Annotated in this window: 19 protein-coding genes and 1 riboswitch; of the genes, 11 read left to right on the top strand and 8 right to left on the bottom strand. The window is 73.6% G+C overall.

Features of this window, described 5'->3' with window-relative positions; translation table 11 throughout:
- Positions 1–13: 13 nt before the first annotated feature.
- Positions 14–1,687 carry a YbjN domain-containing protein gene (locus FBZ33_RS05965; RefSeq protein ID WP_141908284.1) on the bottom strand — a complete coding sequence of 558 codons (1,674 nt, stop codon included), beginning with the start codon at positions 1,685–1,687 and terminating at the stop codon, positions 14–16.
- Positions 1,684–2,163, bottom strand: coding sequence for a YbjN domain-containing protein (locus tag FBZ33_RS05970; protein WP_141908285.1), 480 nt, complete (start codon positions 2,161–2,163; stop codon positions 1,684–1,686). The genes FBZ33_RS05965 and FBZ33_RS05970 overlap by 4 nt, the downstream gene beginning before the upstream one ends.
- A gap of 113 nt (positions 2,164–2,276) precedes the next feature.
- On the opposite strand from FBZ33_RS05970, the gene FBZ33_RS05975 reads away from it, so the two are divergent.
- Entirely contained in the window at positions 2,277–4,736 is a 2,460-nt protein-coding gene (locus FBZ33_RS05975) for a DNA translocase FtsK (RefSeq protein ID WP_141908286.1), read from the top strand.
- Between the two features lie 100 nt (positions 4,737–4,836).
- On the opposite strand, the gene FBZ33_RS05980 is transcribed toward FBZ33_RS05975, so the two are convergent.
- Positions 4,837–5,082, bottom strand: a complete 246-nt coding sequence (locus tag FBZ33_RS05980) for a hypothetical protein (RefSeq protein ID WP_088946728.1) — start codon at positions 5,080–5,082, stop codon at positions 4,837–4,839.
- Between the two features lie 74 nt (positions 5,083–5,156).
- Entirely contained in the window at positions 5,157–5,471 is a 315-nt protein-coding gene (locus FBZ33_RS05985) for a multidrug efflux SMR transporter (RefSeq protein ID WP_141908287.1), read from the bottom strand.
- Positions 5,472–5,527: 56 nt separating this feature from the next.
- Positions 5,528–5,601: riboswitch (guanidine-III (ykkC-III) riboswitch) on the bottom strand.
- Between the two features lie 92 nt (positions 5,602–5,693).
- Between FBZ33_RS05985 and FBZ33_RS05990 the strand changes: the two genes are divergently transcribed.
- The 7 genes from FBZ33_RS05990 to FBZ33_RS06020 all read left to right on the top strand — a co-directional run bounded on the left by FBZ33_RS05990 (position 5,694) and on the right by FBZ33_RS06020 (position 12,232).
- Positions 5,694–6,617: an ornithine cyclodeaminase family protein gene (locus FBZ33_RS05990; RefSeq protein WP_141908288.1), complete on the top strand. Its 924-nt coding sequence runs from the start codon at positions 5,694–5,696 to the stop codon at positions 6,615–6,617.
- An 88-nt stretch (positions 6,618–6,705) separates the two neighbouring features.
- Positions 6,706–8,214, top strand: coding sequence for a 30S ribosomal protein S12 methylthiotransferase RimO (gene rimO / locus FBZ33_RS05995; protein ID WP_088951525.1), 1,509 nt, complete (start codon positions 6,706–6,708; stop codon positions 8,212–8,214).
- Positions 8,215–8,291: 77 nt separating this feature from the next.
- A complete protein-coding gene (gene pgsA, locus FBZ33_RS06000) occupies positions 8,292–8,885 on the top strand; it encodes a CDP-diacylglycerol--glycerol-3-phosphate 3-phosphatidyltransferase (RefSeq protein ID WP_088946731.1) in 594 nt (197 codons plus the stop codon).
- 222 nt (positions 8,886–9,107) lie between these two features.
- A complete protein-coding gene (locus FBZ33_RS06005) occupies positions 9,108–9,665 on the top strand; it encodes a CinA family protein (RefSeq protein WP_088951526.1) in 558 nt (185 codons plus the stop codon).
- A 242-nt stretch (positions 9,666–9,907) separates the two neighbouring features.
- Positions 9,908–10,348 carry a helix-turn-helix domain-containing protein gene (locus FBZ33_RS06010; protein ID WP_088946732.1) on the top strand — a complete coding sequence of 147 codons (441 nt, stop codon included), beginning with the start codon at positions 9,908–9,910 and terminating at the stop codon, positions 10,346–10,348.
- A 199-nt stretch (positions 10,349–10,547) separates the two neighbouring features.
- Entirely contained in the window at positions 10,548–11,420 is an 873-nt protein-coding gene (locus FBZ33_RS06015) for a PspA/IM30 family protein (protein ID WP_088946733.1), read from the top strand.
- Positions 11,421–11,443: 23 nt separating this feature from the next.
- Complete coding sequence (locus tag FBZ33_RS06020; RefSeq protein WP_141908289.1) at positions 11,444–12,232, top strand: hypothetical protein; 789 nt, start codon at positions 11,444–11,446, stop codon at positions 12,230–12,232.
- Positions 12,233–12,264: 32 nt separating this feature from the next.
- Here the strand turns inward: FBZ33_RS06020 and FBZ33_RS06025 are convergent, their stop codons facing one another.
- Together FBZ33_RS06025 and FBZ33_RS06030 are read right to left on the bottom strand one after the other, a co-directional pair.
- Positions 12,265–15,870 (bottom strand): hypothetical protein, encoded by a 3,606-nt coding sequence (locus FBZ33_RS06025; protein ID WP_141908290.1) that lies wholly within the window; start codon positions 15,868–15,870, stop codon positions 12,265–12,267.
- A gap of 166 nt (positions 15,871–16,036) precedes the next feature.
- A complete protein-coding gene (locus FBZ33_RS06030; RefSeq protein ID WP_141908291.1) occupies positions 16,037–16,873 on the bottom strand; it encodes a DNA-formamidopyrimidine glycosylase family protein in 837 nt (278 codons plus the stop codon).
- A 109-nt stretch (positions 16,874–16,982) separates the two neighbouring features.
- On the opposite strand from FBZ33_RS06030, the gene FBZ33_RS06035 reads away from it, so the two are divergent.
- Positions 16,983–18,248 carry a hypothetical protein gene (locus tag FBZ33_RS06035; RefSeq protein ID WP_141908292.1) on the top strand — a complete coding sequence of 422 codons (1,266 nt, stop codon included), beginning with the start codon at positions 16,983–16,985 and terminating at the stop codon, positions 18,246–18,248.
- Between the two features lie 27 nt (positions 18,249–18,275).
- Here the strand turns inward: FBZ33_RS06035 and FBZ33_RS06040 are convergent, their stop codons facing one another.
- Positions 18,276–18,518, bottom strand: coding sequence for a CPCC family cysteine-rich protein (locus tag FBZ33_RS06040; RefSeq protein ID WP_088946738.1), 243 nt, complete (start codon positions 18,516–18,518; stop codon positions 18,276–18,278).
- A 345-nt stretch (positions 18,519–18,863) separates the two neighbouring features.
- On the opposite strand from FBZ33_RS06040, the gene FBZ33_RS06045 reads away from it, so the two are divergent.
- The gene (locus FBZ33_RS06045) at positions 18,864–19,430 is read left to right on the top strand and encodes a hypothetical protein (RefSeq protein ID WP_141908293.1); all 567 of its coding nucleotides are present in this window, start codon (positions 18,864–18,866) and stop codon (positions 19,428–19,430) included.
- 71 nt (positions 19,431–19,501) lie between these two features.
- Here FBZ33_RS06045 and FBZ33_RS06050 read toward each other — a convergent pair whose 3' ends face one another.
- Positions 19,502–24,148, bottom strand: coding sequence for an ATP-dependent helicase (locus tag FBZ33_RS06050; RefSeq protein ID WP_141908294.1), 4,647 nt, complete (start codon positions 24,146–24,148; stop codon positions 19,502–19,504).
- A 177-nt stretch (positions 24,149–24,325) separates the two neighbouring features.
- Between FBZ33_RS06050 and FBZ33_RS06055 the strand changes: the two genes are divergently transcribed.
- Positions 24,326–24,712 carry a hypothetical protein gene (locus FBZ33_RS06055; protein WP_141908295.1) on the top strand — a complete coding sequence of 129 codons (387 nt, stop codon included), beginning with the start codon at positions 24,326–24,328 and terminating at the stop codon, positions 24,710–24,712.
- Positions 24,713–24,757: the final 45 nt, after the last annotated feature.

The following is a 24,757-nucleotide window of genomic DNA, read 5'->3' on the forward strand; positions in this document are numbered from 1 at the left end:
GGTTGCGTCGCGACTAGGGGAGCGCCGCGACCGCCTCGGCGTAGGCGACGCCGGTGGCGATGGCCGCGTCGACCAGCACCGTGAGCTGCGCCGGGGCCACCCCGTGGGTCAGATCGGTGGCCACGTCGCCGGCCAGCACCAACTCCTCGCCGATGTCGTGCGCGTAGGCCTTGGGCAGCAGCCGGTCATGGTTCCAGGCGTTGCAGAACGCGTACGCCTCGGAGCGGCGGGTCGCCGGCAGCCGGCGGGCGGCCATTGCCCGGGCGTGCAGCACCTCGCCACGTTCGCCGGCCCGCCGGAACTGGATCACCACGCCGCCCCACCGGCCGACGACGGTGTCGCCCTCCTCCACCAGGTACTGGTCGCCGCGCCGGTCCAGTACCGCGGTGATCATGTCGACGGTCAGCGCCATCAGCTCCCGCTCGCCCGACCCGCTCGCCTCGTCGGACCCGTCGGCATCGGGCTCGGCAGACCCGTCGGCGTCGGGCCCGTCCGGCTCGTCGTCGGCGGGCAGCACGACCGGTGCCGTGAGCGGGCGCTCCGCGAGCCAGGCGGCCATCCGGCCGGAGTGGTGGCCGGTGCCGTTGCGGGCGTCGAAGCTGCCGGCCAGTTCACTGGCCACCCCGAGCAGCAGGGTGCCGAGTGTGGACACGTCCGGCTCGGTGGCGGGTCGTCCGCCGTACGCCGGTCGGGGCAGCGGTCGCCCACCCAGCCCGGCCTCCTCGGCCAGCGCGCAGACCAGCGCACCGGCGGCGGCGAACTCCATCGCGGCGAGGTCGTCGCTGGGTCGGTCCAGTCTGGGCAGATGCTCGGTCAGGATGGTCAACCCCCGTTCCAGGTGCCCACCCAACGCGCAGAACCGCAGGTGCGCGGCGAGGTACGGGAACGCGGCCGGCTCACGCCGGTGCCGGCGGTACGCCCGCACGTGCGCCGCCGCGGCCCGCTCCGGCTCCCCGGCCCGCAGGGCGGGCAGCAGACCGGCGACCAGGTCCCGTTCGGGCTGGTCGGTGCAGGGCTCCGGCTCGCCGTCGCGCTTCTCCAGCTCGCCGAGCGCGGCTCGCCACTCACCCCAGCCGGCCAGCAGCTCCGCCCGCCGAGCGGAGGCGCAGCCCGGGCAGCCACCGGCGGGGCCGGGCCGTTTCCCTGACCACCGCTCGTACCAGTGGCGGGCGGTGGGCTCGTCGCCCAGGTGATCGGCGATTCGGCAGTGCAGCTCCGCGACGGTTGGCGCGTCCGGACCGTCCGTGCCGACCCGGTGGGCCAGGTCGTGCAGCAGGGCCCTGGTCTGGTCCAGCCCGACCCGGGGGGTGCCGAGCAGCGCCTCCACCGCGTACCGCTGGTAGCGCAGCAGCAGCCCGGTCTCGTTGTCGGTCAGCAGCTCGGGTCGGTGGTCGGCGGCCGCCCGGCAGCGCCGGACCGGCTCGACCAGGCGCCACCGCTCCCCGTCGAGCAGGTACGCCTCGATCAGCGCGAACCGGGCGTCCACCCCGGATCGGACGTCCCCGGCGGCGTCGGCGCGCTCGGCGAGCCGTTCCAGGGTCACCTGCCGGTCCGGGCCGTCGGGCAGGTCCCGGGCATCGGCGAGCGCGGCCTCCAGCGCCGGAAGGCGGCCCCCGCCGACCGGGCCGTCGGGCGCAGCGCCGGCCCGGTTGGTGCGACTGCCCGTGAACTCGTCCCGGCCGGTCACGACAGCACCGCGCCGGGCAGTCGACGGACCGCCACGGCGAGCTGGCAGCCGGTGGAGATGCCACAGTCGAGCAGTTGGTCGAGCTGGTGCGGGGTCACCCCGCGTTCCAGGTCGGTGATCACCTCGCCGTAGACCCGGGCTCGACCGTCGTCGTCGACGTGCACGAACGCCTTCGGCCAGAGCCGGTCGTGGTTCCACGAGTTGCAGAAGGCGTACAGGGCGGGCACCTGCTCGATTCCGAAGGTGGGAGTGACCATGGTGCGTACCTGGAGCAGCTCCCCGTCGCCTCCCAGGCGGAGGAACCAGATCATGTTGTCGTCGAAGCGGCCCACCAACTCGCCGTCCACGGTCAGGCCGACGGACCGGCCACGGGCGGCGAGCACCGCGGCGACCAGTTCGCCGCTCAGTGGACGCAGCGAACCGGGGTGCCCGGCCAGCGGATCGTCGGGATCGCCCGCGGTTTCCGGCGACGCCATGGGGCATCCCTTCTGAGGCGGATATCACGACCGGCGGTGGCGGTCGTGTTGCGACGCGCGGACACGACCCGGAAAAGCGGGGATCTGCCCGGCCCCACCGTTACCGTGACTCTATGGCGGGCCGTACCTCTCAGGCGAGCCGGCGGCGCGGCGCGTCGCCGCGCGGTGGCACCAACAGTCGTGCCCGTCAACCGGCGAAGAAGACCCGGGCACCGGTCCGGCGGCGCACCGCGCCCGCCCGGCCCGGCCCGGCCGTCTACGTGGGCCGGGCGGTCGGCGCACTGTGGATGGGTCTGGCACACGGGATGGGCTGGGCGGTGCGGGCCGCCGGCCGGCAGGCCGCCTCGGCCCGCGACCTCGACCCGGAGCACCGCCGGGACGGCGCCGGGCTGCTGCTGTTCGGGCTCGCCCTGCTCTCCGCCGTGGCGCTCTGGCTCTCCGGAGCGGGCCCGGTGGGCGCGCGACTGGCCGACACGATCCGGCTTTTCCTGGGCGCGATCTCGGTGGTCGTGCCGGTGCTGCTGATGATCGGGGCGTGGCGGCTGATGCGTCAGCCGGCCGACCCCGAGCACCGGGGCCGCGGGCTGATCGGCTGGGGTTCGCTGCTGGTGTCGACCGCAGCGCTGCTCCAGATCGGCCAGGACCCGGCCGACCCGCTGGAGCGTGACTTCGCGGGCGGTCTGGTCGGCGCGGGCGTCGGTGGTCTGCTGGAGCGGGCCGTCACCGCCTGGGTAGCGGTGCCGCTGCTGGTCCTGCTGCTGCTCTTCGGTCTGCTCGTGGTGACCGCGACGCCGATCAACAAGATCCCCGAGCGCCTCGGGCTGCTCGCCGGTGGGTTGGTCGCCGCACCGGACTCCTCCACGGAGGACGCCGACGAGCAGCTCGCGAAGCCGACGCGTAAGCGGCCGGCGAAGCGGATGCCTCCGCGGCTCGACCCGGACGACTTCGAGGACCTGGACGGCGCGGACCTCCAGGAAACCATGGTGCTGCCGCGCAAGTCGCCGGCGAAGGTGCCGGCGAGCCGCAAGCCGCCGGTCGAGCCGCCGGAGCACTCGCCCGCGCCGACCCGGGCCGAGCAGCTCGCGTTGACCGGGCTCTCCGGGGACTACACCCTCCCGCCGCCCAACATGCTCAGCGCCGGCGCCGCCGCGAAGACCCGCAGCAAGGCCAACGACGAGGTGATCGCCGCGCTGACCGGCGTGTTCGACCAGTTCGATGTGGACGCTGCGGTCACCGGCTTCACCCGCGGCCCGACGGTCACCCGCTACGAGGTGGAGTTGGGGCACGGCGTCAAGGTCGAACGGATCACCCAGCTGTCCCGCAACATCGCGTACGCGGTGAAGTCGCCGGACGTGCGGATCCTCAGCCCGATCCCGGGTAAGAGCGCCGTCGGCGTGGAGATCCCGAACACCGACCCGGAGAACGTCGCCCTCGGTGACGTGCTGCGCTCACGGGCGGCGACCAGCGACCACCACCCGATGGTGGTGGCCCTCGGCAAGGACATCGAGGGTGGCTACGTGGTGGCCAACCTCGCCAAGATGCCGCACATCCTCATCGCCGGCGCCACCGGCGCGGGCAAGTCGAGCTGCCTCAACACCCTGCTGGTGTCCATCCTCACCCGGGCCACCCCGGACGAGGTGCGGCTGCTGCTGATCGACCCGAAGCGGGTCGAGATGACCGGCTACGAGGGCATCCCGCACCTGGTCACCCCGATCGTGACCAACGCCAAGAAGGCGGCCGACTCGCTGGACTGGGTGGTCCGCGAGATGGACATGCGCTATGACGACCTCGCCGCCAACGGGGTTCGGCACATCGACGACTTCAACCGCAAGGTCCGCAACGGTGAGATCAAGGCCCCGCCGGGCAGCGAACGGGAGATGCGCCCGTACCCGTACCTGTTGGTGATCGTGGACGAGCTGGCCGATCTGATGATGGTCGCGCCGCGCGACGTGGAGGACTCGGTCGTCCGGATCACCCAGCTCGCTCGGGCCGCCGGCATCCACCTGGTGTTGGCGACCCAGCGCCCCTCGGTCGACGTGGTGACCGGTCTGATCAAGGCGAACGTGCCGTCCCGGCTGGCGTTCGCCACCTCCTCGCTCGCGGACTCGCGGGTCATCCTCGACCAGCCGGGCGCGGAGAAGCTGCTCGGCCGTGGCGACGGGCTGTTCCTGCCGATGGGTGCCTCCAAGCCGGTCCGCATCCAGGGCGCCTGGGTCACCGAGCGGGAGATCGCCGACGTCGTCAAGTTCTGCAAGGACCAGCGCGAGCCGGAGTTCCGCAAGGACGTGCTGGCCCCCGCACAGGAGACCAAGAAGAAGCCCGACGAGGACATCGGCGACGACCTGGACCTGCTGGTGCAGGCGGTGGAGCTGGTGGTCACCTCGCAGTTCGGCTCGACCTCGATGCTCCAGCGCAAGCTGCGGGTCGGTTTCGCGAAGGCGGGCCGTCTGATGGACCTGATGGAGACCCGTGGGGTGGTCGGGCCGTCGGAGGGGTCGAAGGCGCGCGACGTGCTGGTCAAGCCGGACGAGCTGGAGGACGTCCTGGCCGGCCTGCGCGGCGACGGGGAATGACCGGGGAGTAGCGCTGCGAGGGCCGGTCGACGGTACGACCGGCCCCGGAACGCACGACGGGCCCGCCGAGACAAGGCGGGCCCGTGGCTGGGAAAGCGTGTCAGTTATTCATCAACGCGGCGAAGACCACCACGCCGAGGATCGCGGCGACGACGCTGGCCGCGGCCGCGTACCAGCCGAGCGGCTTGTCGCCGAGCACGGCGCCGACGATGCCCGCGATCACGCCGAGCACGCCGAAGATGATCGGGCTGAGCAGCAGGGCAAGGACAGCGAAGACGAAGCCCACGATGGTGAGGATGCGGGCGGCGTTGCTGCGGGGACGGGCGGTGCTCGGCATGTCGGCCATGTCTTCCTCCGTGTGAGAGCCTGTCGTGACGGATCGATGACTACCCACTGTGCGGACCTGTCACGCGTACTTCCTCAGTGGAAGATCTTCAGACCGATCACGCCCACGACCACCAGCAGCAGGCAGAGGATCCGGGGCAGGCTCGCCGACTCGCCGAGCGCCAGCATCCCGACCAGCGCGGTGCCGACCGCGCCGATGCCGACCCAGACCGCGTACCCGGTGCCGACCGGGATCTCCCGGAGGGCGTACGCCAGCCCGGCCATGCTCAGGAGCAGGGTCACCACGAACACCACGGACGGGATCAGCCGGCTGAAGCCGGCGCTGCGGTCCAGGGCGATCGCCCAGGCCGTCTCCAACAGTCCCGAGATCACCAGCACGAGCCAAGCCATCGTCCACCTCACGAAAAGGCGCCCGGGCTGTCGCGCCGGGACGAGTCTGCACGTCACACGGGGCGTCTTGGCCTGACCGGGTACGCCCACCACTCGTCCGGGGCGGCCACGAGCATCCTCCGGCCACCGAAGCCGACGCTAGCACCGGCGCCGGGCGTCGGGCGGTGACTCCCGCCACGGCCTGTTGACCTCCACTTCACTTCAACTTGCAGTATTGCTGGCATGACTCTGCTCTACGCCGACCCCGAGGTCGCCGCCGCGCTGGACGCCGCCACCACGGTCGCCGCCATGCGGGCCGCTCTCCTGGCCGCGTACGACGGACGGCTGATCGCTCCGCCTCGGGCCGCCGCCCCGCTCGACGGCGGGCGGATGGTGCTCACCGCCGGGCACCTGGTCGGCGAGTGGTACGGCTTCCGCTCCTACGACACCTTCGGCCACGAGCAGGGCGAACAGTTGGTGGTGCTGCACGACGCCCGCACCGGGGCGGTCCGGGCGGTGGCGGTCGGCGAGGAGTTGGGCTCCCGGCGTACCGGAGGATTGGGCGGCCTCGCGGTCGACGCGCTGGCCCGCCGGGACGCGGCCACCCTCGGTGTGATCGGCTCCGGCCGGCAAGCGTGGACGCAGGTCTGGGCCGCCGCGACCGTCCGCCCGCTGCGCGAGGTGGTGGTGCACAGCCGCTCCGCCGCTCGGCGGGACGCGTTCGCCGCCCGGGTCCGCGCCGAGCTGAGTGTGCCGGCCCGTGCGGTGGCCACCCCGGGCGCGGCCGTCGCAGGGCGCGACCTGGTGGTGCTCGCCACCACCAGCCCGACCCCGGTGCTCTGCGCCGCCGACCTCAGCCCCGGCACGCACGTCAACGCCGTCGGCTTCAAGCAACTCAACCGCAGCGAATTCGGCACCGACCTGCTGGACACCGCCGACCTGCTGGTCACCGACTCACCGGCCCAGGCGGCGGACTACCAGCCGCCCATGCTCGCGGCCACACCCCCGTACGCCGAGCGGTTGCGCGACCTGGGCGGCATCCTCGCCGGCGCGGTCCCCGGCCGGACCACCGCGGACCAGGTTTCCGTCTTCTGCTCCACCGGCCTGGCCGGGACCGAGGTCTTCCTGCTCGACGCGTTGACCCGCGTCGGTGTCGCGGCGCGCTGACCGGCCGCGGGCGGGGCGGAACGACGGTGCGCGCGTCGTGCCCGCAGCCCGCGTGCGTGGGGTTCCCTGGCCGGCCCGGTACCCTCGGATGGTGTCTGCCACCGCTCCTTCTCCTTCCGACCACGCCGAGGGCCGTCGTGTCGCCCTCCTGACCCTCGGCTGTGCCCGCAACGAGGTCGACTCGGAGGAGCTGGCCGCCCGGCTGCACGCCGACGGCTGGCAGGTGAGCACCGACGGCGAGGGCGCCGACGTGGTGGTCGTCAACACGTGTGGTTTCGTGGAGAAGGCCAAGCAGGATTCCATCCAGACCCTGCTCGCCGCCGCCGGCACCGGGGCCAAGGTCGTCGCCGCCGGCTGCATGGCCGAGCGGTACGGCCGGGAGCTCGCCGACAGCCTGCCCGAGGCACAGGCGGTGTTGAGCTTCGACGACTACCCGGACATCGCCGCCCGGCTGAACGCCGTCGTCGCCGGTGAGCAGATCACCGCGCACACCCCCCGGGACCGTCGGGAGCTGCTGCCGTTGACCCCGGTGAAGCGGCGCGACAGCGGCGTGTCGCTGCCCGGGCACGGCACCGTGACCCGCACCACCACCGACACCGACGAGCACACCCCGGCACACCTGCGGCAGATCCTGCGCCGTCGACTGGACACCGGGCCGGTGGCCTCGCTGAAGCTCGCCAGCGGCTGCGACCGGCGCTGCGCGTTCTGTGCCATCCCCGCCTTCCGCGGGGCGTTCGTCTCGCGTACGCCCGACGAGCTGCTCGCCGAGGCGGAGTGGCTGGCCAAGTCCGGCGTACGGGAGCTGGTGCTGGTCAGCGAGAACTCCACCTCGTACGGCAAGGACCTGGGCGACCCCCGCGCGTTGGAGAAGCTGCTGCCGCAGCTCGCCGCCGTGACCGGCATCGTCCGGGTGCGGGCGAGCTACCTCCAGCCGGCCGAGACCCGGCCCGGGCTGGTCGAGGCGATCGCCAACACCCCGGGCGTGGCCCCGTACTTCGACCTGTCGTTCCAGCACTCCAGCGAGCCGGTGCTGCGCCGGATGCGGCGTTTCGGCTCCACCGACCGGTTCCTGGAGCTGCTGGCGAGCGCCCGTGCGCTGGCCCCGGACGCGGGTGCCCGGAGCAACTTCATCGTCGGGTTCCCCGGCGAGACGCGCGCCGACGTCGACGAGCTGGTGCGGTTCCTGACCGAGGCCCGGCTCGACGCGATCGGCATGTTCGACTACAGCGACGAGGACGGCACCGAGGCCGCCGGTCTGCCCGGCAAGGTCTCCGCCGCCACGATCAAGCGACGGTACGACCGGCTCAGCGCGCTCGCCGACGAGCTCTGCTCGCAGCGGGCCGAGGACCGCCTCGGCTCGACGATCGAGGTGCTGGTCGACTCGATCGAGGACGGCGTGGTGGAGGGCCGGGCGGCGCACCAGGCGCCGGAGGTGGACGGCTCCACCACCCTGGTCGCCCCGGCCGAGGGTGGGGTCGACCTTTCCGCGCTGCGCCCGGGTGACCTGGTGCGCGCAACGGTGACCGGCACCGAAGGGGTGGACCTGCTCGCCGTGCCGGATGAGATGATCTCGGCGGCGCCCGGCGCGGCACGGTGACGGCGGGCCCGAGCGGAGCGGGGGAGCCACGTGGTGCGGTACCGGGAACGCCACGGCGACCCGAGCGGGGTGCGGCGGTGACCGGGGCGACGGAGTCGACGCCCGGCCGGGCGGTGGTGGCGGTGGTGCCCGTCCTCAACGCGGCCAACGCGCTGACCGCCCTGCGGCTGGTGCTCGTGCCGGTCTTCGCCGCCTCGGTGGTGGTGTCCGGGATGACCCACTCCGGCTGGCGGATGGCGGCGTGCCTGATCTTCGCGGTGGCCTCGGCTACGGACCTGGTGGACGGCTGGATCGCCCGCCGGTTCGGGCTGGTCACCTCGGTCGGTAAGGTGGCCGACCCGATCGCCGACAAGGCGCTCACCGGCGCGGCCCTGGTGCTGCTCTCCTGGTACGACCTATTGCCCTGGTGGGTGACCGCGCTGATCCTCGTCCGCGAGCTGGGCATCACCGGCCTGCGGTTCTGGGTGATCCGGCACGGTGTGATCGCCGCCAGCCGAGGCGGCAAGGTCAAGACGGCGCTCCAGATCCTGGCCATCGCCTGGTACCTCTGGCCGATGCCGGCCGCCCTGGCCGCCGTGGGCCCGTGGATCATGGCCGCCGCCGTGGTGGTCACCGTCGCCACCGGCTTCGACTACATAGCCCAGGCCCTACGCCTCCGCCGCCCCCGCTGAAACCCCCACCCAACCCCACCCCACCCCACCTCACCCCACCCCTCCGTTGATCATGAAGTTGTTGCCATCCGCAGCGGCGTGTCGTGGCGATAACTTCATGATCGACGCGATCGGTTGGGCAGGGTTGGGGGCCGTTGGGTGGGGAAGGACGAATTCATGCAGCGCGAGGCTAGTGGTGGTGTCGAGCGGCCGTCGGATGGTGCGGCGTCGGACGAGGCCGTGATGGGCAGCGCGGCGGCCGGTGTGGTGCACCGGTTGGTGCAGCGGCACGAGACCCTCGCGACTGTCGAATCGCTCACCGGCGGGTCGCTGGCCGCGTCGATCGTCGACATCGCCGGGGTCAGCGGGATCTACCGGGGTGGCCTCGTGGTCTACGCCACCGAGTTGAAGGGCACCCTGGCGGGCGTCCCCACCGACCTGCTGTCCGAGCGGGGCCCGGTGGACCCGGACGTGGCGGCGGCCCTCGCCGAGGGCGGTCGCCAGCGCTGCGGCGCGGACTGGGGGGTGGCGACCACCGGAGTCGCCGGCCCCGAACCGCAGGACGACAAGCCCGTCGGCCTGGTCTACGTCGCGGTCGCCGGTCCCAACGGTGGGGAGGTCCGCCAGCTCGACCTGGACGGCGGGCGGGACCACGTCCGCGCGGTCGCGGTGATCGAGGCTCTGCGGCTACTCGCCGAGCGGATCCACGACGCCGACGTGAAGGACCCCGACCTCGACCCCGACGCCCAGGGCTCCGGCCCCGACGCCCAGGTCCCCGAACCCGCGACCGACCACCCCTAGGCCCCAGAAGTCGACGGGCCGGAAGATCCAGCCGAGACCGCCGGGGGCACCCGGGACAGGGCCGGAACGGGCGATGCCGCGCGCCGGTGAGCCCGCGCCGGCGAACCGACGGGCGGGGCGGGATGTCGGCCGGGCCCGCAACGGGTACGGTTGCGGGAAGGCTCCGACGTTCGGGGTCGGCGCGGTCCGCCGCGACCGGCTGCCCAACGGCGGGCGCGAGGTATCCCTCAGGGGGAGGTGCGATGATCCTGCTACGCCGGGTGATCGGTGACGCACTGCGGGCGCGCCGGCAAGGCCAGCAGCGCACGCTGCGTGAGGTCTCCACCGCCGCCAACGTCAGCCTCGGTTACCTCTCCGAGATCGAGCGGGGGCACAAGGAGCCGTCCAGCGAGCTGCTCGCCGCGATCTGCGACGCCCTCGGCGCGCGCCTGTCCGAGCTGCTGCGTGAGGTGAGCGACACCGTGGCGCTCGCCGAGCAGATGCCCGGGGTGCTCGTCTCGATGCAGGAGGAGCAGGCCGATTCCTCGGCCGCGTCCAAGAGCACCAACCGGGGTGTGCGTCAGGTCACCTCCGATGGCAAGGTCGCCGTGTCGGTCCGTCAGGATTCGCCGCTCAAGGCCACGCTGCGCAGTGCCCGCGTCCGCCCGAACGAGCGCGATCGGGACGTGGTCTGCGCGGCCTGAGCCCGTCCTTCCGGTTGACCATGGGCGGGCTGGCCCCGGCCGCGTAGGGTGGCCCGCAGGAGCTGCCGGTGCCGTCGACCGCCCCGTACGGATGCCTCGTTGGCGTTCGGCTGGGACGATGGAGACCGGCCGGTCGTGGTCGGTCGGTCCATCCGGCCCGGCTGTGGTGGAGCGACGCTACTGAGGGGATACCGCGGAGATGGCGAACCCGTTCGTCAAGGGTTGGAACTACCTGATGGCGCTCTTCGGTGCGAAGATCGACGAGCACGCCGATCCCAAGGTGCAGATCCAGCAGGCCATCGAGGATGCCCAGCGGCAGCACCAGGCGCTGGTCCAGCAGGCCGCCGCCGTGATCGGCAACCAGCGTCAGCTGGAGATGAAGCTGTCCCGGCAGATGTCCGAGGTCGAGCGGTTGCAGGGCAACGCCCGACAGGCCCTGGTGCTGTCCGACCAGGCCCGGGCCAAGGGTGACGAGGCCGAGGCCGTGCGGTTCGAGCAGTCGGCGCAGACCCTGGCCACCCAGTTGGTCTCCTCCGAGCAGGCCACCGAAGACCTCAAGACCCTGCACGACCAGGCGTTGGGTGCCGCAGCCCAGGCCCGCCGTGCGGTCGAGAACAACTCGATGATCCTCCAGCAGAAGCTCGCCGAGCGCACCAAGCTGCTCAGCCAGCTGGAGCAGGCCAAGATGCAGGAGACGGTCGCCCGCTCGCTGGAGTCGATGTCGTCGTTGACCGCGCCCACCAACACCCCGTCCCTGGACGAGGTGCGCGACCGCATCGAGCGGCGCTACGCCAACGCGATGGGCCGCGCCGAGCTGGCCGGCAACTCCGTCGAGGGCCGGATGTTGGAGATCCAGAAGTCAACCATCGACTCGGCCGGCTCCGCCCGGCTGGAGCAGATCCGATCCAGCATGGCGGGGGAGCAGCTCGGCGGCGCGTCGCAGCGACCGGCCGTGCCGCAGGGCGAGAAGGCCGGCCCGGCCACCGACCCGACGGCCGCCGCCCGGCTGGACGAGCTGCGCGCCAGCATGGCTCGCGAGCGCGGCACCGGCGACCCGACCGCCGCCGGCTGAACGACCGGACCGAGGGGGTCAGCGTGGCAGCAGACGAGCGGACTCGTTACTTCCGGCGGCTGGACGGGCTTCGCCGCTCCGCCCGACGGTGGAGCGTGCTGGCCGGTGGGCTCGGCGGCGCGGCGGCGGTGCTGACCCCGTACGCCGGCCTCGGTCTGCCCGACGCGGCCTGGGCCGGCGCCGCGGGCAGCGCGGTGGCGCTCGCCGCCTGGCGGTGGATCGACGCGCGCGCCCTGGCCGCCCAGCCAGCGCCTCCCGCACTCGACCCGGCCGAGGCCGCGGCCCGGTCGCGGGCCCGGTTGATCGCCGCCGTCGAGCGGCTGCCGGTCGGCCCGGGCGTGCTGGCCGAGGTTCGCCGGGTCCGCTCCCGGATCGCCCTGCGCGGCACCAGCGCGGGCGAACAGTGGGCCCGACTGGACCGGGCGGCACTCACCCTGGCCGGGATGGCCCCCCGGCTCACCGGGCTGGCCGGGCCGGCCGTGCAGGAGGCCGCCGCCGCCGATGCTTCCCTGCGCGACCTGGCCGCACGGGTGGCCAGCGTCGAACGTGCGCTGCGGCTGGCCCCGGCCGACGCCCGGGCGCCGCTGGCCGAGGCGCACGCCGTGCTGACCGGCCAACTGGAGAGCGGGGTCGCGGCCTACGAGCGGCTGGTGGTCGCTGCCGCCGGCTACCTGGCCGAGGACGCCCGACCGGAGGCCGCCCACCCGGCCGCCGACCGGCTCACCGAGGCGACCGACCTGCTGCACGGCGTCGCCGGCGCCCTGGCCGAGCTGCGCGCCGTCGGCACGCCGCTGCGCGCACCGACCCGCTGAGAGCAACGCCGACGGCCGGTCCGCCGGGCCCCTCACGGTGGCGTCGTGACCAGCACCAGGCCGGTGTACGGCGAATTGCCCACGACGTTGAACGACCGGATCCGGTAGTGGTAGGTCACGCCCCGGGCCAGCCCCGTGTTGGTGAAGCCTCGACCGGTCACGGTGAAGGTGGCGACCTCCCGGTCGAATGCCGGGTCCAGTGCCCGCTGCACGATGAACCCGGACCCGGGGCCGGTGGGTGTGCTCGCCGCCCAGGCCAGGATCACCGTCGCCGTGTCCGGCCCGGGAGCGCTGGCCGTGGCGCTCACCCCGCTGGGGGTGCCGGGCGCGGGTGGGCAGCTCACCGTGGCGACTGTCGACCAGGCCGAGGCGGCGCCCAGGTAGGTGGTCCGAACCCGGTAGTAGTACGTGGTGTCCGGTGCGACAGTGACGTCCAGGTGGTTGTCGCTGACCCCGATCGCCGTGGTGCCCGGGCCGCTGGTGAACGTCGGGTTGGTCGCCCGCTGCACGTCGATGCCGGTGGCGAACGACCGGTTCGACCAGCGCAGCGCCACCCGCAGCGGCGCGGCTGGCGGCAGCGCCGCGACCAGGCCGCTCGGTGCCGCCAGGTGCACCGAGGCGGGCACCCCGTTCGACCAGGACGAGTAGCTGACGGCGTTCTCCGCCCGGATCCGGTAGTGGTACGTCACCCCGGGCGTGACTGTCGCGTCCGTGTACCGGGTGGCGGCGGCCGCGACGGTGATCGTGGTGACCTCGCCGCCGAAGGTCGCGTCGGTGGCCCGTTGCAGCAGGTGGCTGGTGGCAGGTGGTCGCCCGCCGTTGCTGGTCCAGGCCAGGGCGATCGCGGGTAGCGCGGTGGCCGAGCCGGGCGCCGGTGTGGCGGTCAGCCCGGTCGGTGCCTTCGGCGCCACCCGCAGGACCAGCGGCCGGATCATCCCGCCGTCGCGGTGGCCGGCGAGGTGGCTGTGCCAGCGGTACTCCCAGCCCAGGTTGACCAGTTGGTTGACCACCGTGGCGGGCCGCCCGTCCGCGGGGCTGACCGGCGTCGACCCGGTGCGCGCCCCGGCCGGGAGGCCCGGGTCGAGCAGCCGGACGCTGTCGCCCAGCTTGAACGGCAGCACCGGGGCGACCGGGCGCAACGCCACCACGACGTCCTCCCGGGGGTTGACCCGGACGACGTCCTTCCAGCCCAGCTCCGTGCCGTGCGGCGGCCGCAGCGTGCCGTCCCAGCCGGCCCGGTTGACCACCTGCACGTCGCAGCCGCCGAAGTGCAGGGGCTCGGTCTGCCGGACGTTGCCACTGATCCGCCAGAGCTGGGTGCCATCGGTCGGGGTGCCCACCGGTACGGCGGAATCGGTGGCGAAGAGCACCTCGGTCACCGGATCGGTCGGGCCCAGCGGCAGCGTCGTCGGGTTGAGCGGCCCGGCGTGCGGGTGCCCGACGCCGAGCCGGCCAACCCACCGGCCGTGATCCGGCTCGAAGACCTGCTGGGCGGCCTTGACCGCGATCGGCAGGGTCACCGGGCCGGCACCGCCCGCCGGGGTGAACGTCACAGTGGTGGCGTGCACCGGCACCGCCGTCTCCGACGCTGTGCGGGTGCCGAACGCCGGGTCGTACGCCGGCTGCGGCACGATCGGCGGGCGTTGGCTGGCCGCGTACGCCAGGGGCAGCCTCTCCCGTAGCCGGGCCAGGTCGTACGGCGGCGCGGGTGTCCCGGTGACCCGGAACTGGAGCAGGGTGCGGGTGTTGGGGCCGTACCCCGGCTCGGTGGGGGGCGGGCCACCCTCGGCGGTCCGGTCTGCTGCGTCGGTGTGCTGGTCGTAGCGGGGGTCGTAGCCCGGCAGCGGAGCGGGGGCGTCGTTGTACAGGATCAGCGTGCTGCCCGGTGGCACGGCGGAGAAGTCGACCAGCACGTCGGCCCGCTCACCCGGGGCGAGCAGCAGGGCGTGCCCGTCGACGTTCAGCACTGTCGGGTCGAGCCGGTCGTACCGGTAGCCGATCGGCCGGTTCGGCAGCACCACCGGGGCGGGCAGCAGCCCGGCTTCGTTGCCGATCTGGATGAACTCGGGCCCGGCCGTGCGCGGGTCCGGCACGCCGCCGTCGCGTCCGTCGGTCGGCCACCCCGGCGGTCGGTCCGCAGTCCGCACGGCGGGCACCATCGGCACCTCGCCGGCGTCGGCGTCGGCGAGCGCGCCGTCGGCCGTCCACATCGCCGCGTCGGAGCAGGCGCGGTAGAGCTGGAGGTTGAGGCTGCGGTCCAGGCAGGCGTTGAGGATCCGGAACCGGTACGCGCACGGCCGAACCTTCAGGTACGGGTAGGCGACGCCGTTGACGAGCGGGGTGTCCCCGTACGCCTCGGGGACCGCCGACGGGTGCGGCAGCCCAGGGCTCAGCGGCGGTTCGTCCGGCGCGTCCACCGGGTCGTGGTGCGGGTTCGGGGCCGACCCGTCGGTGCGGGTGCCGCCCGGGGTGGGGTTGCGCGACCAGGGGCCGTAGTCCCACCGTCCGGTGGGGTTGCGTCCGCCGGACCGGTACGGGTTCTGCCGCGGCTGGTACACGTGGGGGTGCCAGAGGCTTCCCCGGGCACCCCAGCGTTCCCGGTCCCAGGTCGGGTCCTCGGCGGCGAGTTGGGTGTCGTCCGGCACGAACGTCTTGTCCTCGATCACCAGCGGCAGTTGGTCCGCCGGCAGCACGTCTTCGGCGACGAGTTGGTCCTCGGCCGGGTCGGTGAGCAGGTAGAGCGCGAGCTGACCGCCGTAGACGGTGAGGCGGGCCAGGCCGAGGGTGTTGTCGTGCAACCACAGCAGCCGGCCGCTCTGCTCGTTTGGGTAGTAGAGGGTGGTGGCCCCGGCACCCGGCGCCGGCATGTCCGGCACGGGCGTCACGCCCGCCCCGGTCGGGTACGGGGTGATCTCCCCGGCCGGAGTGATCCACTGCCCCGGGTTGCCCGCGCTGGTCCAGCCGGTCTGCGCCCCGGCCAGGTGCAGCACCGCCCGGTTTTGCGGGTACGGGGCCGGCCCGTCCAGCGGGCCGGGACCGGCACCCTCGATCGTGTCGTCCACGGGCAGGAACAACTCGCCGGCCCGGCCGGTGGGGAGCTGGTTGATGAACTTCACCCGGACCGGTCGACCCCGGCGGGCGAGGATCATCGGGCCGAGGTGCCAGGGCCGTTCGGGGGGTGCCACCGTGTTGTGGCCCGTCTCGTCGGTGCCCAGGTTGAGCTGCCGGTAGCCGCGCAGCCGGGTGGCCGGCAGGTCCCGGTGCAGCCGCTGCGCGTACTCCTGGAGGCCGATCTCGTAGTAGTCGCATCCCGGGTAGCTGACGGTGTCCGGGGCTGCCACCGGCAGGTGGCTGCCGAGATCGGTGCGGCTCTGCTGGCCCGGAACGGGCAGCGGGTCGACGAACTTGCGCAGTCCGGTGCCCGGCACCACCCGCCCTGCGGGGTCACGCGCCGGGCGAGGACTGTGCGCGAAGTTCGGCACGGGACCGAAGCTGCGCGGCACCACGGCCGGGTCCAGACTCGGTGCCGGCGTGGTCTCCTCGGCGGTACGCGCGACCGGCACGGACGCCGTCCGGCCGTTGGTCTCGCGGGTGGTCCGCTCGAAGAAGGTGGAGCGGAGCCTGCGGAACATCGCCATGACTCTCCCCGGGGTCGGGGCACGACGTCCGCCACCCCGGCGTGGCGGACCTCGGCACTCTGCTGACGGTCGGTGAGGGTTCAACCGCAGCATGCGACTTCGGCGGCCGGATAGGAATTACCCAATCGTCCGTTTCTGGCGTGGTGTTGGTGAATGGCCCGCCTAGTCAGCCGGTTTCAGGCCGGTCCGGGTGCTCGGGTTGGCAGACCGGACACCAGTAGGTGACCCGTTCGCCCAGCTCCTCCTTGCGGATCGCGGTGCCGCAGCGGCGGCACGGCTGGGCGCGGCGGCCGTACACGTAGCTGGTCTGCCCCCGGTGCAGGGAGCCGGTGCTGCTCTGCGTCCACCGTCCCCGGTTGGCCGCGAGCAACCGTTGCGCGAGGGCCACCATGCCGGGCAGGTCCGGCACCGCGCCGACCGGCGTCCACGGCGACACACCCCGCAGGAACAGCACCTCGCACTTGTAGAGATTGCCCACTCCGGCCAGGTTGCGCTGGTCGAGCAGCGCCTCACCGATGGTCTGCTCCGGGTGGTCGGCGAGCCGGCGGACCGCCTCGGCCGGGTCCCAGTCCGGCCCGAGCAGATCGGGGCCGAGGTGGCCGACCAGTCGGTCCTCCTCGGAGGTCGGCAGCACTGTCATCTCGTGCAGGTGGTAGCCGACCGCGACAGCGCCGGGGCTGTGCAGCACCACCCGGATCAGGTGCGCGGGCCGTCCGCCCCACCGTTCCCCCGGGGCGTACGCCCGCCAGGCGCCGTCCATCCGCAGGTGCGAGTGCAGGGTCCAGAGGGCGTCGGGCGCGGATCGCCCTGCGGGACTCCTGTCGGGGGCGCTGAGGCGCAGCAGCAGGTGCTTGCCCCGGCTGGCCGACTCGCGCACGGTCCAGCCGCTGAGATCGGTGGTCGCCAGTTGCGGCACCCGGAAGTCACTTTTGGTGATCCGCGCGCCGGCCAACGCGCGGTGCAGCACGCGCGCGGTGTTCCAGACGGTGTCGCCTTCGGGCACCCTGCCATCCTCCCTCTTTTGAGCAATATTCGCATGTGTCGCTATTTGTACACAGCTTCCTCATGATCTCCCGACATGCGAAGGTCAGGGGGTTCTGAGGAGAATGCCCATGACGCGACCTCGTTGTCGTATTCCATCCGTCGCCCTCGTCGCCACTCTCTCCCTGTTGCTCGCCGCCGCGTTCCTGCCCGCCACCAGCGCAGACCGGGCCACACCCGTCGCCGGCAGTCCGATCATCCTCACCGCCGGGGCGCCCGGTGGCGAACGGTGGGACGTCGATGTCTCGGTCGTCGACCGCGACGACGTCAACGTCCGCCGCACCTCTGCCGGGCTGCGACTGCGGGAGGCCCTGGCCACCGGCCACCGCGCCCGAAGCCCACACAGCGCTGTCGCCGAGGGCATGCTGCTGACCACGCCCCGCACCCTGGCCCGGCCGGCCACCCGGGTCCGCGCCGAGATCAGCGCCTCGGTCCCCGGCGGGGCGACAGTGGAGGCGCAGGTCCGCGGCTGGCGGACCGCCGGCTGGACGGAGTGGCAGGCCGCCACCGGCGGTGCGGTCTTCGACCGGCCGGTCACCCGGGTGCAGACCCGGGTGGTGCTGACCGCGCCCAACGGCGGGGCCACCGCGACCGTGAGCGGCGTGCGGCTCACCGCCGACGCGACCGCCGCCGTCTCCGCCGCCACGCCCGGCCGCACCTACCGGGTGTACGCCACCCGGATCGGGTTGGTCGGCGAGGTGACCGCCAACGGCCGTACCGTGCAACCCCGGGACCACTTCGTGGCACTCCCGTCGCGGCGCGGTCTCTCCCCGCTCAACACCGGCGACTACACAGTGCGGGTCTGCACGACCAGCGGCGCCCGCTGCGAGTACGCCCCGGTCTGGGACGTCGGTCCGTGGAACACCCGCGACGACTACTGGAACCCCTCGTCGGTGCGGGAGAACTGGAAGAACCTGCCGCAGGGCCGCCCCGAGGCGCAGGCCGCGTACCAGTCCGGCTACAACGGCGGGCGGGACCAGTTCGGGCGTACGGTGCTCAACCCGGCCGGCATCGACCTGGCCGACGGCACCTTCTGGGACGGTCTGCGGTTGACCACGAACGCCTGGGTGGACGTCGCCTACCTGTGGACCGGCGGAGGGCCGCGTGGCGTGGTCGGTGACGGCCCGCTCAACATCCGCTCCGGGGCCAGCACGTCGTACGCGACCCGTGGTCTCGCCGCCCGGCTGGCCCACGTGCCGATCCAGTGCTACGTCACCGGTCAGTCGGTGGCCGGCCCGTACCGCACCACCACCCGCTGGAACCGCCTGACCACCGGCCAGTACGTCAGCCACGCCTACATTTCGAGCGTGTACGGCGGCAGCGTGCCGGTCTGCTGACCCGTGCCCGCCCCGTCGAGCGCTGCGTCAGGGGCGCTCGTCGGGGCGGGCCTGGCGCACCATGTCCTGGTAGCGCGGGTGGCTGGCACCGTAGACGGCGTAGTTGAGTCGAGCGTGCGAGAGGCTCAGGTCGCCGTTGGGGCCACCCCGGACGGCGTCGGCGTCCGCGTCGGTCTGGCCGTCGTCGGTCCAGAAACAGACCGGGCAGGTCCCCCCGCCGGTCCGGGATGCACAGCAGGGACAACCCACGGGAACCACTTGTTCACCCACCGGGGCAGCATTCCACAGTCGAACATCGGCCCGATACCCGCAGGAGGTCCCTCGGGAGACACCCCGGGGAGCCCTACCGTGGGCTAACGCCCGGGGTCGGGCCGCCACTCGTACGGGCCGCCCCACTCGCGCTCGTGCAGCGCGTCGACCGGCCGTCCGCTCGTCGGGTCGGATCGCCCTTACCTCGAACCCACCCACGCCCCGGCCTCCGCTCGTCGCCGTCGCCGCCCTGCCGGCCGGGATCGTACCTGCGTCGAGTGGTCCATCGGTGGGTGGCGGATACGGGACAGCGCAGTGACCGACCGGCCCCTCCCGTCGCCGGAAGCCGTTGGGCAGACTGCCCTGGTGACAATTCGGAGCCTGCCCGCCGTCGGAGCCCTGCTGATCGCCGTTGCCCTCACCGCCGGTTGCGGCAGTGACGACGACAGCCGGTCGAGCGCAGCCCCATCCGCCTCGTCCGAGGTGACCCCCACCGGCGTTCCGAGCGCGCCGACGTCCCCCACCACGAGCGCGCTGGTCGCCCCGGTGTCACCTTCCGCCGGGGCGCAGGGTCCGACCCAGCGCCGGCCGGCCAGCCCGCCACCGGTGGTGCTGCCAAAACGTCCGGCCAGTGCGCCCGGTGCGAAGCAGGTCGTCGACGCCTTCCGGGCCGCTGGCCTGAAGGTGCCGCGCCCGAAGGACCGTTCCGCCGACTGTGGCCCGGACGGCCTCGGTCTGGGCTGCTCCGAGCTGATCGCCACCGACGCGGTCACGGTCTACGTGTTCCCGGACGACACGAGTGCCAGTGACATCGCGGAAACCTGGGGCGGCCAGTCGTACCAGCGTGGCGCGGTGGTGCTGAACTATCTGGAGGCGAAGACCCCGGCCGCCGACCGCCCGCGCTACGAGAAGGTGCTCGACGGACTGCGCTGAGCCACGGTCTGTGTGGCATCGCCCGACAAGCGCCGAGCGGGCGGTCGGGAGCGGCCGGGCGGGCTGGCGGGTCAGCCGCGCAGGCGCAGGCCGCGGGGGGTGGCCCGGAAGCCGGCGGCGGTCAGGGCGTCGCGCAGCGGTGAGGAGTGCACCGCCTCGCCGTCGGCCCGCTCCACCGACATCGCGCCCAACGCCCCGGAGTGAACGGCGTCGGCGAGAGCCTTGCCGGCCGCGGCCAGGGTGTCGGTGTCGTCGCTGAAGGAGAGCAGCGTCCGGCCGCCGCGTTCGACGTAGAGGACGAGGTCGCCACCGACCTGCACCACCAGCGCACCGGCCTTGCGGCCGGCCCGGTGCCCGGTCGCCGGGGCGGCCCCGTCGCCGGAGTCGAGCACCCGTTCCGGCCAGGGCAGCGCCGCGCCGTACGGGTTGGCGGGGTCGGTGGCCGCGAGCACCGTGGCCGGGGTGCCCCGGCCACGGGCGCCGTCGGCGGGCTCCGCCAGGGCGCGCAGTCGGTCCACCGCGCCGGGCACCGCGAACTGCGCCGCGCCCAACCCTTCGACGAAGTAACCCCGACGGGCCGCGCCACGCTCCTCCAACGCCGACAGCACCGGGTAGACCGCCGAGAAGCCGCCGACCACCTGCTCGGCCATCACCGCGCCGCGGGTGACCACCCCGTGCCGCTCCAGCAGGACGTCGGCGAGCGCGGCGGCACGTCGCGTCGGGTCGACGTCCCGCTCCGGGAGGCGTGACCAGCGACCGGCGACGGTCGGCGGACCACCCCGGGTGGGCAGCGCCACCCGACCGGGCCGCCGGTAACGGGTGCGCGGCGCGGAGGGCCGCGAGCGGTGCGCCCCGCCCGCACCGAGCACCGCGCGCAGCGGCGCCAGGGTGTCGTTGGTGAGGTGCCCGGCCCACACCAGATCCCAGATCACCGTGGTCAACGCCGCGTCGTCGGTCGAGCCGACCCGGTCGGCCAGCGGCCGGAAGAACAGCGCCTGCCCGTCGCCGAGCGCGTCGAGCACCGCGTCGTGCAGCGGGGTGCGGGTCAGCGCCTCGTCGGGCGGCGGGAGCAGCAGCGGTGCGGCGTCCGCGTACGCGAGGGTGACCCAACCGTCGCCGCCGGAGATCGCTCCCGACCCGGCCCAGAGGACCTCCCCGCTGGCGCACAGCTCGTCGAGCTGGGCAGGGGAGTAGTCGGCGACCCGACCGGGCAGCACCAACCGCTCCAGGGCGGACGCCGGCACCGCCGCGCCCTGCAACTGCTCCACCGTCGCGGCGAGCGCCTCCACACCTCGGGCGGACGAGCCGACCTGCTGCCAGCGGGGCAGGAACGCGGCCAGCGCCCGGGGCGGCACCGGCTCGATCTCCCGGCGCAGCGCCGCGAGCGAGCGGCGGCGCAGCATCCGCAGCACCTCGGCGTCGCACCACTGGGCGCCGGCCGAATCCGGGGTGAACTCACCGGAGACCACCCGCCCGGTGGCACCGAGCCGACGCAGCGCCTGCTCGACGACGAACACGCCCAACCCGAAGCGGGCCGCGCAGCTGGCCGCGGCGAACGGCCCGTGGGTGCGGGCGTAGCGGGCCACTAGGTCACCGAGCGGATCGGCCACCGGGGCGAGGTACGCCTCGGCCACCCCGACCGGCAACGCCACGCCGAGGGCGTCGCGCAGACGGGCGGCGTCCTCGACACCCACCCAGCGCTGTTCGCCGGCGATGCGGACCCGCAGCACGCGGCGGGTCGCCTCCAGCTCGGTCAGCCAGGCCTCCGGCACACCCCGCTCGGTCAACTCGGCGTCGCTCAGGTCACCGAGCACCCGCAGCAGCTCGACGACGTCCTCCGCATCGCGGGGGCGGCGCTGCTCGGTCAGCCAGCGCAGCTGCCGATCGGTCTCGGTGAGCACGGCCGGGTCGAGCAACTCGCGCAGGTCGACCCGGCCCAGCAGCTCACCGAGGAGGGTGGAATCCAGGGCGAGCGCGGCGGCGCGACGCTCGGCGAGCGGCGCGTCGCCCTCGTAGAGGAACGCGCCGACGTAGCCGAAGAGCAGCGACCGGGCGAACGGCGACGGCGCGCTGGTCTCGACCTCGACCAGCCGCACCTTGCGGGTGGCCAGGTCGCGCATCAGGCCGGCCAGCGCCGGCTGGTCGAAGACGTCCTGAAGGCACTCCCGGGCAGCCTCCAGGGTGACCGGGAAGTCCGCGTACTCGCGGGCGACGTCGAGCAGTTGCGCGGCGCGTTGGCGCTGCTGCCAGAGCGGCTGGCGGCGGCGCGGGTCGCGGCGGGGCAGCAGCAGTGACCGGGCGGCGCACTCCCGGAAGCGGGCGGCGAAGAGCGCGGAGGTGCCGACCGACTCCTCCACGAGCTGGGTGATCTCGTCGGGCTCGAAGACCACCACGTCGGCGCCGGGCGGCTCGTCCGCGGTGTCCGGAAGGCGGACCACGATGCCGTCGTCGGAGGGCATCACCTGGGCGTCCACCCCGTACCGTTCGGCGAGCCGGCGGCCCACGGCGAGCGCCCATGGCCCGTTGACGCGGGCGCCGAGGACGCTGTGCACGGCGAGCCGCCAGTCGCCCAGCTCGTCGCGGAACCGCTCGACCACGACCGTGCGGTCGTCGGGCAGCGAGCGGGTGGCCTCCCGCTGCTCGCGCAGGTAGGCCATCAGGTTGCTGGCGGCCCAGTCGTCCAGACCGCCGTCACGCAGGGCGGCCAGCGCCGCCTCGTCAGTCTGTCGCAGCAGGGTGCGCACCCGGGCGCCGATGGCCCGGCCCAGCTCCACCGGCCGGCCCAGCTGGTCGCCCTTCCAGAACGGCATCCGCGCGGCCTGACCGGGGGCGGGCGAGACCAGCACCCGGTCGGGCGTGATCTCCTCGATCCGCCAGGAGGAGGAGCCGAGCAGGAAGACGTCGCCGACCCGGGACTCGTAGACCATCTCCTCGTCCAGCTCGCCCACCCGGGCGGCCCGCTCGGCGCCGGCCAGGAACACCCCGAACAGGCCCCGGTCGGGAATCGTGCCGCCGCTGGTCACGGCGAGCCGCTGCGCGCCGGGACGGCCGGTGAGCAGATCGGTGGCCCGGTCCCAGACCAGTCGGGGGCGTAGCTCGGCGAAGGCGGTGGACGGGTAACGGCCGGAGAGCATGTCCAACACGGCGTGCAGCGCGGAGTCGGGCAGCTCGGCGAAGGGCGCGGCCCGGCGGACCAGCACGGCCAGGTCGCCCAGCGGCCACGGCTCCAGTGCCACCATCGCGACGATCTGCTGGGCCAGCACGTCCAGTGGGTTGCGTGGGTAGTGCAGCTCCTCGATCGCGCCGTCGGCCATCCGCTCGGCGACCACCGCGCAGGAGAGCAGGTCGCCGCGGTGCTTGGGGAAGACCACCCCGCGCGAGATCGCGCCCACCTGGTGCCCGGCCCGGCCGACCCGCTGCAGGCCGGAGGCCACGCTGGGCGGCGCCTCGATCTGCACCACCAGGTCGACAGCGCCCATGTCGATGCCCAGCTCCAGGCTGGAGGTGGCCACCACCGCCGGCAACTGGCCGGACTTGAGCGCCTCCTCGATGTGTTTGCGCTCCTCCCGGGAGACGCTGCCGTGGTGGGCGCGAGCGATCACCGGCGCCGCGCCGGTGGCCGCGCCGGACTGGGCCATCACCTCGGCCGGCGGCCGGTTGCGCACCGGACCGGCCGGGTCACCCCACCGCTGCGCGCCACCCGCCGGATCGTCGCCGGCCGGCAACCCTTCCGGTACGCCGATCGCGCCGTCGTCCGACGCGGCGGCCGCCGCCTCGGCGGCCAGCTCGTTGAGCCGGGCGCAGAGTCGCTCGGCGCTGCGGCGCGAGTTGGTGAAGACGATGGTCGAGCGGTGCTGCCCGATGAGGGTGAAGACCCGCTCCTCCACGGCCGGCCAGATCGACGCGCGGCGTGGCCCGAGGCCGCCGAGGTCGTCCTCCGGTTGCTCCTGCTCGTCCAGGCGGGTCATGTCCTCCACCGGGACCTGCACGCTGACCTCGATGGTCTTGGCGGTGGCCGGCTGCACCACGTCGACCGGGCGGGCGCCGCCGAGGAACTGCGCGCAGGCGTCGATCGGGCGGACGGTGGCGGAGAGCCCGATGCGCTGCGCCGGAGCGGGCAGCAGCTCGTCGAGGCGTTCGAGGGAGAGGGCGAGGTGGGCGCCGCGTTTGCTGCCGGCCACCGCATGCACCTCGTCGACGATCACCGTCTGGACGCCGCGCAGCGAATCGCGCGCCGCAGACGTGAGCAGCAGGAACAACGACTCGGGAGTGGTGATGAGGATGTCCGGTGGGGTGCGGGCGAAGGCGCGCCGCTCGTCGGCCGGGGTGTCGCCGGTGCGCATGCCGACAGTGATGTCGGGTGGTGCGACGCCCAACCGTGTCGCTGCCTGCCGGATCCCGGCCAGTGGGGCGCGCAGGTTGCGCTCCACGTCGACGGCGAGGGCCTTGAGGGGGCTGACGTAGAGCACGCGACACCGCTGGCGGGCCTCGGCCGGTGCCGGCTCGCGGGCCAGCCGGTCCAGTGACCAGAGGAAGGCCGCGAGCGTCTTGCCCGAGCCGGTGGGTGCCACCACGAGGGCGTTGCGACCGGCGGCGACCGAGCGCCAGGCGCCGGTCTGCGCGGGGGTGGGAGCGGCGAAGGCGGCGTCGAACCAGGCGCGGGTGGCCGGACCGAACCCGGCGAGCACCGCGCCGGTGTCTGCGTCTGCCCCGGTCACCGGTCCATCGTGCCCCGCCGGTACGACAACCACGAGCGACCCCGGGGGAATGCGCCCCGACACTAGCAAAAAGCGTGGAAGGTGCGCTTGATCCGTTAAGTCTCACTTAACTGCTTGCTTGTACGGAGCAACATAAAGTAACTTCACCCGCAACGCGAACCGGGGTGAGGGGATTTGATGGCCGGCGAGCAGCGCACCATCGAACCGGGCACCGACGTGCTGATTCGCAAGGTCGACAGCCACCTTGCCGCACTCCGTGGCGGTTTGCACGGCCCCGAGCTCGACCTTGCCGAACGCCTCGCCCGCTGCCTGCGGGAGCTGGTCCTCTGCACCGCCCAGGCGAGCGCCGCCGATCGCGGCCAGGTGCGCGTCGCCGTCCACTACTTCGTGCTGCGCCGGGAGAGCCGGGGCCGGTTGCTGTCGGTGCGCTCACTGGCCGCCGCGGAACGGGTGGTCGACCGGGTCGCGCGTCAGCTCGGCCGCCTCGACCTGCTGGCTGAGCTGCGCCGCGACCGCCCCGCACCCGACGATGCCCAACCCCTGGCCAACACCCTGCTTCACTGACGAATTCTGGCAAAACCGCCCGGAGGGCCACGAACTGGCGTCTGA

Source organism: Micromonospora sp. A202 (assembly GCF_006715105.1).
Lineage (GTDB): Bacteria > Actinomycetota > Actinomycetes > Mycobacteriales > Micromonosporaceae > Micromonospora > Micromonospora zamorensis.